Source organism: Desulfurococcus sp., from assembly GCF_038881575.1.
GTDB lineage: Archaea > Thermoproteota > Thermoprotei_A > Sulfolobales > Desulfurococcaceae > Desulfurococcus.
In genome coordinates, this window is record NZ_JAVZPN010000004.1 from 127,087 (window position 1) to 139,116 (window position 12,030).

General features: G+C 45.3%; 16 protein-coding genes and 1 tRNA gene. 9 read left to right on the forward strand and 8 right to left on the reverse strand.

Going from position 1 to position 12,030, the window contains the following annotated elements; genetic code table 11:
- Nucleotides 1-104: 104 nt before the first annotated feature.
- Nucleotides 105-1,316, reverse strand: coding sequence for a 4Fe-4S dicluster-binding protein (locus tag QXV08_RS05430; protein WP_342784987.1), 1,212 nt, complete (start codon nt 1,314-1,316; stop codon nt 105-107).
- 252 nt (nt 1,317-1,568) lie between these two features.
- Here QXV08_RS05430 and QXV08_RS05435 point away from each other — a divergent pair, with 252 nt between their 5' ends.
- Complete coding sequence (locus tag QXV08_RS05435) at nt 1,569-1,754, forward strand: chromatin protein Cren7 (protein ID WP_173361975.1); 186 nt, start codon at nt 1,569-1,571, stop codon at nt 1,752-1,754.
- Nucleotides 1,755-2,245: 491 nt separating this feature from the next.
- Here QXV08_RS05435 and QXV08_RS05440 read toward each other — a convergent pair whose 3' ends face one another.
- Together QXV08_RS05440 and QXV08_RS05445 are read right to left on the reverse strand one after the other, a co-directional pair.
- Nucleotides 2,246-3,403 carry an AAA family ATPase gene (locus QXV08_RS05440; RefSeq protein ID WP_342785363.1) on the reverse strand — a complete coding sequence of 386 codons (1,158 nt, stop codon included), beginning with the start codon at nt 3,401-3,403 and terminating at the stop codon, nt 2,246-2,248.
- Nucleotides 3,404-3,444: 41 nt separating this feature from the next.
- Nucleotides 3,445-4,323 carry a hypothetical protein gene (locus QXV08_RS05445; protein WP_342784983.1) on the reverse strand — a complete coding sequence of 293 codons (879 nt, stop codon included), beginning with the start codon at nt 4,321-4,323 and terminating at the stop codon, nt 3,445-3,447.
- 128 nt (nt 4,324-4,451) lie between these two features.
- Between QXV08_RS05445 and QXV08_RS05450 the strand changes: the two genes are divergently transcribed.
- The 5 genes from QXV08_RS05450 (at nt 4,452) to QXV08_RS05470 (ending at nt 7,181) form a co-directional block, all read left to right on the forward strand.
- Nucleotides 4,452-4,835 (forward strand): hypothetical protein, encoded by a 384-nt coding sequence (locus QXV08_RS05450; RefSeq protein ID WP_342788194.1) that lies wholly within the window; start codon nt 4,452-4,454, stop codon nt 4,833-4,835.
- 1 nt (nt 4,836) lies between these two features.
- Entirely contained in the window at nt 4,837-5,211 is a 375-nt protein-coding gene (locus QXV08_RS05455; RefSeq protein ID WP_342784979.1) for a hypothetical protein, read from the forward strand.
- A 2-nt stretch (nt 5,212-5,213) separates the two neighbouring features.
- Complete coding sequence (locus QXV08_RS05460; protein ID WP_342784977.1) at nt 5,214-5,636, forward strand: hypothetical protein; 423 nt, start codon at nt 5,214-5,216, stop codon at nt 5,634-5,636.
- 67 nt (nt 5,637-5,703) lie between these two features.
- Nucleotides 5,704-5,778 (forward strand) — tRNA-Arg (locus QXV08_RS05465).
- Between the two features lie 320 nt (nt 5,779-6,098).
- Nucleotides 6,099-7,181: an integrase gene (locus QXV08_RS05470; protein ID WP_342821425.1), complete on the forward strand. Its 1,083-nt coding sequence runs from the start codon at nt 6,099-6,101 to the stop codon at nt 7,179-7,181.
- Nucleotides 7,182-7,846: 665 nt separating this feature from the next.
- On the opposite strand, the gene QXV08_RS05475 is transcribed toward QXV08_RS05470, so the two are convergent.
- Together QXV08_RS05475 and QXV08_RS05480 are read right to left on the reverse strand one after the other, a co-directional pair.
- Entirely contained in the window at nt 7,847-8,299 is a 453-nt protein-coding gene (locus tag QXV08_RS05475) for a PIN domain-containing protein (RefSeq protein WP_342784973.1), read from the reverse strand.
- Nucleotides 8,274-8,531 carry an AbrB/MazE/SpoVT family DNA-binding domain-containing protein gene (locus QXV08_RS05480; protein WP_342788193.1) on the reverse strand — a complete coding sequence of 86 codons (258 nt, stop codon included), beginning with the start codon at nt 8,529-8,531 and terminating at the stop codon, nt 8,274-8,276. Before QXV08_RS05480 ends, QXV08_RS05475 begins: the two co-directional genes overlap by 26 nt.
- Nucleotides 8,532-9,088: 557 nt before the next feature.
- On the opposite strand from QXV08_RS05480, the gene QXV08_RS05485 reads away from it, so the two are divergent.
- Together QXV08_RS05485 and QXV08_RS05490 are read left to right on the forward strand one after the other, a co-directional pair.
- Entirely contained in the window at nt 9,089-9,535 is a 447-nt protein-coding gene (locus tag QXV08_RS05485; RefSeq protein WP_342788192.1) for a hypothetical protein, read from the forward strand.
- 13 nt (nt 9,536-9,548) lie between these two features.
- Complete coding sequence (locus QXV08_RS05490; RefSeq protein WP_342788191.1) at nt 9,549-9,692, forward strand: DUF5615 family PIN-like protein; 144 nt, start codon at nt 9,549-9,551, stop codon at nt 9,690-9,692.
- Nucleotides 9,693-10,048: 356 nt separating this feature from the next.
- Here the strand turns inward: QXV08_RS05490 and QXV08_RS05495 are convergent, their stop codons facing one another.
- Nucleotides 10,049-10,489 carry a PIN domain-containing protein gene (locus QXV08_RS05495; protein ID WP_342785361.1) on the reverse strand — a complete coding sequence of 147 codons (441 nt, stop codon included), beginning with the start codon at nt 10,487-10,489 and terminating at the stop codon, nt 10,049-10,051.
- Nucleotides 10,490-10,494: 5 nt separating this feature from the next.
- Nucleotides 10,495-10,698, reverse strand: coding sequence for an antitoxin AF2212-like protein (locus QXV08_RS05500; protein ID WP_342784965.1), 204 nt, complete (start codon nt 10,696-10,698; stop codon nt 10,495-10,497).
- A gap of 505 nt (nt 10,699-11,203) precedes the next feature.
- On the opposite strand from QXV08_RS05500, the gene QXV08_RS05505 reads away from it, so the two are divergent.
- Nucleotides 11,204-11,767, forward strand: coding sequence for a class I SAM-dependent methyltransferase (locus tag QXV08_RS05505; RefSeq protein WP_342821426.1), 564 nt, complete (start codon nt 11,204-11,206; stop codon nt 11,765-11,767).
- Nucleotides 11,768-11,811: 44 nt separating this feature from the next.
- On the opposite strand, the gene QXV08_RS05510 is transcribed toward QXV08_RS05505, so the two are convergent.
- Entirely contained in the window at nt 11,812-11,940 is a 129-nt protein-coding gene (locus QXV08_RS05510; protein ID WP_342821427.1) for a hypothetical protein, read from the reverse strand.
- Nucleotides 11,941-12,030: the final 90 nt, after the last annotated feature.

Genomic DNA, 12,030 nt, shown 5'->3' on the forward strand with positions numbered 1-12,030 from the left:
TTAAATATTTAAAACGAATCAACGAGAATTCCTACATGGTTTTTTACATAAACATGATAAAATGAAGAATTAAGAAAAATTATGGTGTCTGATTAAAACTACTTCTACTTCTCAATGAAGTGTATAGCTCTAGTGGGGCATACACTCGTACATAATCCACATCCATAGCACTTCATTATATTAACCCTTGCAACACGCTTACCGCTCGACTCCTCAACATGTACAGCATCATAGTTGCATACCTGCTCACAGAACCCGCATCCAATACACTTCTTCTCATCCACTACCGGTGGCTGGGCCCACACTCTTCTAGGCTCCGGTTTTAAGTGCTTCAATGCTAAGCCCTTTACATCAAGGATACTTGTATATCCGTGTCTATCGAGCCATTCGTTCACCTCCCTGATTATTCTAGCGAATGCCTGTGGGCCCTCGATCAACGCTGCTGTACATACCTGTACTGCTGAAGCACCGGCCATGAAGTACTCTATGACATCCACACCCCTACTAATCCCTCCAACACCTATCACAGGCAGCTTTGTATTCAATGCAACCTGTGAGACAACCGCTAATGCGAGTGGCTTAAGGGCTGGGCCGCTCATCCATCCATAGCCGTATGGACCGCCAACGATCGGCAAGCCGGTCTCAACATCTATGTGTAGGGCTGGGCCAATGGTATTTGTAGCAACGATTCCATCAACACCAACTTTCTCAAGCTCCTTCACTAATTCGGGAATATTAGGGGTGAAGGGACTTAACTTCGGGAATATTGGTATGTCAACGCTCTCCCTAAGGGCTTTGGCAGCCTCTATTACTGGGCGATAATCCCTACCTATGTAATGGGTTGAAAACTCGATCGCTTGAACACCGGCTTTCTCAACCTTCGGGCCGAGTAAAGATAGTTCCTCAGGCGTATACCCTATACTCGCTATAAACACTGCCCCCTTCTCCTCACAATACCTCTTAACAAGCGGGTACTCTCTCTCTAAATAATGCTCAGCAGGTATATCACTCCATAATTCAGCATTGAGGACAGCATATATGAAGCGGTGGTTCCCGCTGTCCACCGGCGTAATCCTTACATCGCCAGGCTTCAGGGTTTTCAGTAGGTGAGCCCTCACTAATCCACGATCAACGGCCGCCATACTGGGGCGCGGGACTATAGCCGGCTTCACACTTATAGTCTTAGCCACAACTGCGCCAACGCCGTTATCTATTAACGTCTTCATGGCCTCGGCGTCCCTTGATACAGGACATGCAGCATTCATTACTGGGTTTCTTAGCTTCAACCCGGCTACTTCAACACTTAGGTCAGCCATATACTCTCCCACCAACCTTTATTATGAGTATATATTGTTAAAACAGGTAAATAAGCACTAACATTGCAACTGAAAGCCTCACCCTTTTAGGGCTGGGGGGAGGTCAGCTTATTGTTTCTCAATATAGTTGAATATATGTAATAACATTGTTATGTACATAGATAGTATTGTATCGAGAAAAATCGAATAATTACTAAGCTATGGGAAAAGTTATATAAGGGTTTAACATATTAATTTACAATGGTGATCCATATGCCCTGTACAGAGAAAGTAAAAGTGAAAACCCCGGGTGGTAGGGAACTAGAGCTAGTTCCTGTAAAGGTATGGCAGCTGAACCCAAGGGGTAGGAAAGGAGTAAAGATAGGGTTGTTCCAGGATCCTGGAACCGGGAGATACTTTAGAACCAGGGTACCAGAGGAATACCCGCTCTGCAGCTAGCTGGTTAACCACAGTATGTTTTTAACCCTCTATCTCTGTTTCGAGGATATGATCCTCTTCCAAGATAGTATCAATATAGACCTCTATTAATCCTGGGAAGAGGACTAGTTGATGCCAGGGTTCTAGCATGATTGGCTGTGACCTCTCTCCATCCTGGGGACGAGGCTTTCAGTTGTAATATCTATTCATAAGCTTGGTCCTATAGATGAAGAATCGCTCAGCTACCCCAGGGTTGAGGTCATCCTAGGGATCCCTCGGCATGACTCTCCTCATCGCACATTATATTATTTATTCCGAGACATGGATTTAATCATTTCCACGGATATCAATGGACACGGGGAGTACTTGGAACAACTATGAAAACCGGGTATAAGGAGTATTAATGAACCGGTAGGAAGGCATGGAATGGGTTCACGCACTAGTAAGACATTGCTAGTATAATGTGACCCTATTATAGAGTGCGAAAACCGGGATACCGGGTACCCGGTTCCTTAGAGTGCGCCGTATTTCTCCTGCCATTCCTTGTATGCTTCCAGCCATGAGGGATCTATACTGGGTTTCCTCTTCTCTATTACCTTCACGAAGTCCTCTGTGGTTAGTGGCCTGCTTTGCTTTATGTCCTCTGGCTTCGATAACCCCTTCTCGTTTAATTCCTCAGCTACATTATTCTGTACTTCTTTAACTATGCTGGCTATGTCTGCTGGACTATAGTTTTCTGTTAAGTCCGCTAGCTTCTCATAGTCTATGTTATCGATTGAGTAGATGTCCCTTAGTTTACCGATGTAGTGTATGAATAATTGTTTCCTGACCTCCCTGTTTGGTGGTGGAACATATATCCTCTTCTCGAACCTCCTTATGAAGCCTATGTCGAGCGTCCATGGTTTATTCGTTGCACCCACTACGAATAACGGCATCTTCTTGTTCTCCTTGCTCTTTAATCCATCCATCTCGATCAAGAACTGGTTTCTCATCCTCTTCTCGCCGCCCACCTCGTTTCCCAGGGGCTGTAGTAAGCTGTCTACTTCATCAATGAATATGATCACGGGTTTACCTTGCGAAGCATACTCCCTGGCCTTATCAAATATCTTCTTAACGTTTTTCTCTGTGTCGCCGAGCCACTTACTCATAACTGTGGCTGGGCTTACATTTATGAGGACAGCGCCTACCTCGTTGGCAAGGGCTATCGCCAGCTCTGTTTTACCGCATCCAGGCGGACCGAACAAGAGTATTCCCTGCGACCATCCAAGAGGGTAGAGGTGTGGTGTTTTCACAGGATATATCACTGAACGTTTCAACGCCTGCTTTACTTCCTCCAGGTCTACTAGATCCTTAAACATGTTCTTATTACTCCTCTTCTCAGGCTCCAGTACTTCGACAACATCATCTATACTGCCCTCCTCGCCCTGGGGGCCACCTATCTTCACCGAGTTGGATAGGTACTTCTCTAGCAGTGCCACCCTATTCTTATACTTCTGCACCAGGTCCCTATATGTCTCCGCTAGAGGTGAGTCAGGGTATAGTTTAAGGTACTTTGATAAGAGATCTATGGCGGAGTTATAGTATTTTATAGCTGTCTCATAGTCTCCAGCCTTATCTGCTGAGACAGCCTTGTGAGCATATTCTACACCCTTATCAACGAGATACTGCATGCTCACAGCAATCACCCTCCAGCAGCCAGGGTTGATTCAGCTTAGAAGCGCTTTAACCTCACTAATCCCTTCTCCTCTAGCCGCCTTAATGCCTCATAAACCTTGTCGCGTGAAACCCTGTACTTCGACGTGAAGTACTGGATGTCGAGTATCCCTGCTTTACTCCTTAGCTCAGCCAGCACCCATTGCTCAACAATATTCAACGGTACCTCATCCCTGCTCTCTACACTGCCCCGCTGAAACTCGGGTTCAACCTCTATTGGTTTCAACGCTTGCTGCACATTGTTCGAGGGTGGTGGAGGCGGTGTTTTCACAGCCGCCCTGGCTCCCTCGTCCACTGTAGCTGGCGGGACTAGTGCCTCAATATTTTCAATCGGTTTTACCGGTGTCTTTTCCTCGTTTTTCTGACTCATATACTTATTTATGAGGGGCTGAGGTATCGATGAGCTATCTGTTGACACCTTTATGCTTCCAACCTTCTGCTCAATCATTCTTATCAAGCTTACCAGCTGTGGGTTGATCTTCTCGACCTCAGGCTCGATCCTCTTTAATTCTTCCAGTACCTCTGGTAACACCTTCATTGGTTCCTGAACCTGCGTGATCGTCTCAAGCCTGAGCCTGACCCTTGTTAAATCATAGTATACCTTTGTGAAGAGGTTGAGGTAGCCCATTATATTCCTGTTCTCCTCGTCTATTATCTCTTGGAGCTCCCTGTCTTGTGTACCACTTAGCTTAAGCTTCCTCTTATGCTCCTCGAGGGTGATCTCAAGGCTTTTCTTGGATGCCTCAATACTCTTTATCATCCTATCCATTAATACTATGGATTCCTCAATATTCTTGACAAATGGATCCTTAGGCTTAAACACCCACAGTAGTTTACTGAAGAAGCCACCTCTTGAGCCACTAATAGAGATAGACATGCCTAAACCCCTTACCACACGCTTCCACCAACATATCCCTTGTGAACGGTTTTTAAACAACGGGTATAGTAATACAGCTAGCGTATCCAGTACTATTAGTCGGCCAAGGTATTCAAGGCTTAAATATTATGGATTACAATAATATTTCTAGAGGAGTTGATATAGAGATGGATCTTGTTAAGCATGCCTCACTCGTCTCCCTAGTCTTGATACTGCTGGGACTAGTATTCATAGTTCTAGCTGTATCAATAGCTTTGTCATCATTCTACGGTTATAGATTGCCAGGGATCGAGGGCTCAAGCATGGAGGAAGCAGTAGTCAAATTAGTGGGCATACTTGTCGATATAGCGGTTAGACTGGGTTTCCTAGGCATAACCGTGTGGGCGGGCTCCATCCTAATAGGGCATGGAATCAAGGGATTAAGGTCTGAGGGTAAGTCTTGTGAAGGGGAGGAGAAGAAGCCTGGAGAGAAGCCTGAGTCTAAGATGAGAGAAGAAAAGCAAGGGAAGTAGCTTGCTCGGCCCATTCAAGTACGTGTTGTTCGTGGCATCTGTTACAGTGGTTATTCTATTAATATCCCCGCTGATTATACTAATGCGTGATTTCGCTACTAATCCATCTTGCCTATCAATCAGGGTTGATACCAGTGGTCTCCAGGTCCTCGATAATAATACTTATAGGGTTCCATTAATTATCTCATACTGCTCAACCATAAAGCTAAGGGACTTCAAGGTAAACCTCAATACAACCAGTATCTCGATCCCTGAGCTGGATAAAGGAGAAAAAGTAGTAGAGGTCGACCTAGATGTTAACGAGGCCCCGAGCATCAACTACGTTGAGTTCAAGGTTCTAGGCTTATACAAGATAGTGATTAAGACTGGTGGATAGGTATGACGACCGTGGGGAAAACCGTGGCCAGCATCATCAAGGGGCTTATAACTGGGTTAATATACTATGCTGTATTCGCCCTCATACTACCAGGCACACTAAGCCATATGTTGAATACAGGGATCGAATTAGTTGAGCCCCACTTACCACTACTCCTGATATGTGTTTTCACAGCGCTAAGCACCCTTTCATACCTGTTGAAGCCGTTTATCGGAATAGTTTTCCATGCATTATCCATACTAGTAGGCATACTACTCATCACATCCACAGCAGGCCCAGGACTAATCAAAGCCCCACTAGCCACCGGAGAAGACAACATAGAGGTCTACATAGACATCATGCCACTACTACTAGTAATCTTAGGCATCATAACGGCATGGGGCATCACCGGGATCCTCGAGAAACTAGTTAAAGAAGACGAGTAGACATCAATACTCCAGAGCAACAACATAATTAATAAAAATCGGGGAGCATACTATAATCAAGGAACACGGGCCCGTCGCCTAGCCAGGATAGGGCGCCGGCCTCCGGAGCCGGAGGACCCGGGTTCAAATCCCGGCGGGCCCGTCAGTTTTTCATCACTTGATTAAACCCGTGAGTAGAGTTTCCTCAATGTTTCATGTTTCAAGTCGGCTTCATGAAACATTTATTTGATAAGACCATGGAATAATATACTTGGTGCCGTGGTTTTGGCTAGCTGGGTAGATTCGCTTGATTTAAGCAGAGTGGGTGACGACGACAGGTACAGAATCCTAGAATACCTCATTAATAGGCTAGGTAAGGATAAGGTTCAAGAGGCTTTAGGCGTTAGCAGGGTCACTTTGTGGCGGCTTTTGAATAGGTGACAGAAAGTAGACGATGGGAAGCTGAGGGCCCTGCTCTCCCTGATGACAGAGCAGGAGTTCAGGGAGGTCCTGGGCGCGAGGAAAGCACTGGAGGCTCTGGGTGTTGTAAGGCAGGATGGTAGCGTGAACTACCCCGTGGCTATCGAGATCCTCAGGATAGCCGCCAGCGACGAGTACCTCAAGCAGCTGATATTGAGGTCCGTCGTCGAGAACTTCAGGGAGGATCTTAGGAAGATGCTTGGCATAAGCTTCGCGGGCGTGAAGCTTGAATGGAGCAGTGACTTCGAGCGCTTTCTATCAGAGGGCAAGAAGAGAAGAAAGGTGAAAGACGTCGACACGTTGAAGTACTACAAGTCGCTGTTCACGAAGTACCTGCAGGGCAAGGAGCTCTCGGAGCAGCTCATAGACTACGTGGTGAACCACCCCAACAAGTGGCTTAGAAACGTGTTCCACCACTACATTCAATACCTTTACTACAAGCGCAGGATCAGTCCAGAGACCTTTGGCTGGATAATGGAGGTTGTCCCGAGCAGGAGCTACAAACTAGATGTTAGGCCGTATCAGATAGACCTTGAGAGCGTTAAGAAAACCCTGGAGTTCCTCAGGGAGAGGCATAAAGTGTACTACATTGTATACAGGGTTATGCTTGAGTCAGGCACTAGGCTCGAACACACCCTCAAGATGATAGAGGAATGGAACCCCAGCGAAGTAGTCGAGGTGCCAGGGGTAGGCTTGGAGACCAAGAGGCTCGTCTGCTTCGAGAAGGAAGGCTTCTGCAGGTACTACATGGGGTTGAAGGGCCCTGAGAAGCCTTGTGAATGGGTGTACATGAGCCTGGAGACAGCAAAGGTCCTTGGAACTATTGCTCCTAAGTATATAGATAGAAATGCTATCAGGAAATACGCTAAGCGGCACGGCCTCGTGCTACCCAAGTACATGAGGAAGGTTGCCTGGAGGCTTATGATCAAAGCCATGCCTAGAGAGGTTGCGAGGTTCATCCAGAGCAGGTTTGGAGAGCTAAGGGTCTCTGAAGCCAGGTACGAGGACTTACTGAGCGAGGCAGACCAGTACTACCCAAAGTACCTGGAGCTGGTTAGTGAGCTGGAAGAGAAGGGAATAGGGTGAGGCGGTGAGTAGTGAAGGTGGTGGTTATGGGCACTACTTAGTGCTCTACGCAGACATCGTGGCGATGGAAGTGTAGAAAGATGTAGACAAGGTTTTCATGATCCGTGAACTGATGCAGATGAGTCCAGGACCATAGTTCCTAGAGATGCAGAAGCCGCTTAGACAGCGGGTTTATTACCTTACTATTGCAAATCTTATAGTAGGTGCTGTAGAGTCTATGCCTGTGCTCGCCGTAACCAGGATCGGCAGGTACTATAGGACGACTGTCCCCCGCGAGGTACGCAAGCTTCTAGGCTTAAACGAGAACGACAAGGTGAGTGGATTTTCGAGGATGGTAAGATATTTGTTAGGAAGAGGGGTTAGGACACAATGGCTGTGATTAAATGTCAATTCTGTGGATATGAATTTTATGCTAGCTTTATACACTAGCTTAGCCTCCTCCAGAGCACCCAGCAGATGGTAGAATACTAGGGTAGAGGTTCTTTGGCACGAAGATCATTTGTTACCCTCTCAATTCGGTCAGTCGAGTAGCCGTTGCAGGATTGAATCGTGGACTCTCGTTAAAACAGGTCTACTCAGTCTGTTGGCTATCTCGATCAGTAGCTTTTCCTCCACTTTTTAGTAAAAGAACTCTTCGAAAAGAACTACTATCATCTTGTTATATCCTATCCTAGTTCTTCAGGGGTAGCTATATACTCTCTTGCTAAACCATTTTTCTCTATGAACTCTACTAGTTCTTCATCTACCGTGAGAAATCTGAGCTTGTTCGATGCGGCGATCGAGTAGAGCAGGTTATCCACCATGTCCTTGTGGCTCAGCTTATACATGTGTATAGCGTTCTTGACGGCTTCGCTATTGATTGGCGCGTGCTTCATGGATTCTCTTATGGCTATAACGCCTTCTTCAATGCGTGCGAGCTCTTCTTCTACTCCTTTAATAGTTTTCACTATCTTCCAGAGGGCTTCAAGTATGCTGATTTCACTGTAGTATAGCTCGTAAGACCCTAGTTTTTGAAAAACCCTCATAACTCTATCTGATGTTTCAAAACCAAGGACTGGTAGGAGGAATGATGTGTCGAGTAGTACCCTGCTACTAACCCGAGAGTTTTTCTTGCTCACGGAGACTCTCCTCCTCAACCTCCTCGGGTAGTATCTTACCTATCTTCCTGCCGTAGAGAGCGAGCCATACAGCATCTCTCACAGGCTCTATAACAATCTTATTTTCAGCCGCCATGATCCTAACTCTCTGGCCCTCACTAATCTTTACAGCCTCAGCAATAGTCTTAGGTATAACAATAATTCTTTTCTTACCAACTTTAGTCTCTACAACTATGTTCACAATCTCCACCATTATAGATGTAGTTTAGCGCTTTATTTAAGGTTTAACTAAATAGCAGACTCCAATTCTCTAACGCAGTTTGATAAATCAGCTCTTCCTTAGGGTACAGAGCACTAGAAAGGCATGCGACTAAAGATTTAGCGTTGTCAACCCTATGTTTGAGGGTTTACCAAGATGCATTTATATTCATCCATTGATGTAGTACGGACTAAAGCGATTTCTGTAACATTATCTCGTTAGTCTGGTCAATACCTAGCTCACGTTTTTGTTTATAAGTTTTTTGAATCTAAAATACACAACAGCTTTTTAGATAAGTATAGCGTTCGTTATGTTAGTGGTGTTTGTAGTGGCTGGAAAGGAGGGGTCGGTCGCCAAGAAAGATTGACGGGTTGTCTGCCTGGTTGGCCGCTTCATCAGTTTTGCTCGGTCTCTCAGCCTCAATGATAGGTAGCTCCGTTAGGGGGGTTTCTAGTGACTACTGGTATCGCTGATTATTTACTTAATATACATTGTTAGCTCTCTCCGGTGTTCTGGGGCTTCTAATTTCAGCTACACTAATCTACAATATCTTGTGTATTCTAAGAAGATATGGGCCTTTACCATTTCCTTATGCTAGAATACGTGGGCTGGATGAGGAGGCTGTTCACCTTGTAAAGGACGTAATATCGCTTTACAGGGGCTATCGCTGGTGCATAGTCTTGGTGGGGATAATGCTGACAACAATAGGTGCCGTGCTTATAGCACTAACAGTACTGGCTGTGAAAGAGAGCATTGATAGGGAGATAGGTTCGGGCTTATTTAGATTTGCCTTGACCACCATATACTTTGGCTATGGAGTCCTAGATCTATACCTCGAGAGGAGAATTATTTTCAGAAGGCTGGCGAGAGTTAAACAGATAGAAAATGTGCTTTCAAGTCCATCAAGTAGTTCCATCAAAATAATATTGCACGTGATAAGCAATGAAGCCAAGGCGGAGCATCTACGAGATTATCTGGGATATACTAACATACTGTAGAACCCCCAGAAAAGTGTCACAGATATTGCTAGTCCAAACAGTTATTGAAGAACTACGCGGTGTTTCAGACGAGAAGGTTCTCAGAATAGCCGTGAGCCATGGCAAGGTAGTGGTGACTACGGATAGGGATTTCGGCTACTTAGCACAAGCAATATAATCCTCCAGGAATACTGCTCCTAAGATTAAGGACCACTACAATACCTCATAGACTAGAGGCAATACTACGTGCCTTACAGTTATGTGAGAAACTATATGGCTACACAAAGGTAGTGACCGAGACTAGTATTAGGAGAAGACCTATCAGGTAGTAAAACCTTTGACTCCATGCAATAATTTAATATAGATGTAAGCCTTCGGAGCCGGAGGCCCTGGGTTCAAATCCCGGCGTGTCCGTTGGAACTTGTCAAGACCGTGTTAACTCATGCTTGAAATGTATCGGTAGTCGAGACCCTGGAAGGGCGCTAGTCTTTTCGCAGGATAGATAGTCGGGCGTGATTTATCCTAGAGTAGGGGTTAAGGTATAATCTTCAGCCAGGGTATCCTCTTGAAGTCCTCGTCAAAGGTTAGTATGGTGTCTATGCCGTATCGCTTGCAGGTTAAGGCTATGATAGCGTCTCCTGGAAGGAGTTTGTATTTTAACATAGTTTCGTGGATTTCTTCTGTAGTCGCCACGTCTTGTAGAACAGCTATGTTGTTCTCCTCTACTAGCTTCCTAAGAGCCTCCGGCTCGTCCTTCACGAAGTCGAGCCCGTGCTCAGCAACAATCCTGCGGATATCATAAACTCCTCTTGCACCATACAGCTTGCTTGCCTTTACCCGAATTATTATGTATGATGCTTCCTCTACTGTTCTCAAACTAGTGAATACCTCTTCATGCCTAGCTAAGTGTCTGATAACTAGATCGGACTTGGGCCTGACATCGTGAAGTAAATAAATCAGAGCGTTTGAGTCCACGTATATCAAAGCTGTTCTGCCTCCTCTACAGCCTCCTCTAAAAGCTCTTCATCAACGGGGCCAAGTACTCCTCTATACCTTTGAAGCCTCCTAATACGTTCTTCAACATCAATAATTTCAACCAGTAGCTCTTCACCTTCAGGAAGCTCCAAAGGCTCCAAAGGCTTAAGAACCCCCTTCTCATACTTTACCCTGATAACCTTGGACATGCATTCACCCAATTACTATACTATGACTTTAGAGATTAAAACGTATTGCAGTAGAATAACTCCACCACTGGATAACACATAGCCACTCCTACAAAAACATTGTAAACACTCAATGGCTTCACACAACACCCTGATATTGGTATCAGCTTTCGGAGCCGGAGGATCCCCGGGTTCAAATCCCGGCGTGCCCGTAGAAACATCTGCTTTTCTCCTGTAGTTCATATCATTATTCAAGGAGTGTAAACTGTTGGGTAGACTACCTAGTGTTACCTCTTATCGTGGTAGCTGGTTTGAGAATGTTAACGTTGAATCCCTTAGTGATGATACTCGATGAACTATACTCGACGGTGAGGAGTAGGCTTGGTTTCAACTAGACTGTTGAAGTTGGATTTTCAAGAGCTTCCTGCGTAAATATTGAATAAGTGCTGATGGGATTTTAATAAGATGTTAGGCATTCGATAACAGCTTTATGTTGGGCTGGGCTAGAATGTGTTACTCGAACGGTTTGCTGAAATATCTCAATTATCTCGAGAAAGCCTCTGATAGAATGTTTATCCCTAGGATCGATAGGGAAGACGGTTTAGCACTATACACGTTAGTTTCAATGCTGGTTGAAAACAAAAGGAGCTTTACCGCTGTTGACGCAGGCGCCGGCGTCGGCTACTCGACTCTATGGATTGTAGCTTCACTCGACGCGTTGTGCGTTAAAGGAGTTGTCTACGCTGTAGAGAGAAACCGTGGAAGGTATGAGGTGTTAAAACGTAACTTCGAAAATGTGAAGAGTAAGTGTGTAGAGGTTAAGCTAGTCAACCAAGACGCTCTCGACTTTATAAAAGCATTCGGGGATGGAGAGATAGACTTCGTGTTCGTCGACATCGACAAACACGCCTACAGGCAGTTCTTCAACGAAGCAGTGAAGAAGGTGAGGCCTAGAGGAGCAATAGCTTTCCATAATGCATACGTAGACGAGGTTGCTAAAAGTTTCAAAGACGTTATGAGCGGCGAGAGCGGTTTTGTCGCAACTATAATACCTACTCAGGAGGGAATCCTACTGGTTAGAATTCCGTGAGACCTCTCTATGCTGATTAATCACCTTTTCATCAATTAAGAAATTTAGAACTCTAATACCATTCCAGTACTCAGTGGTGCGGACCCGTCTCCAAACACTCTGTAAAGCTCTACTTGTGCTTTGAAGCCGATGCAGTGTCCAGCATATACGTATTTAACATTCAACTGTTCCAACGCTTCGACAGTCTTCTTTATCCTCTCATATGGTGCATTAATGAGGTGGAATCCTCCAATAACCGCCTGGACAGCCGAACCAACATAATG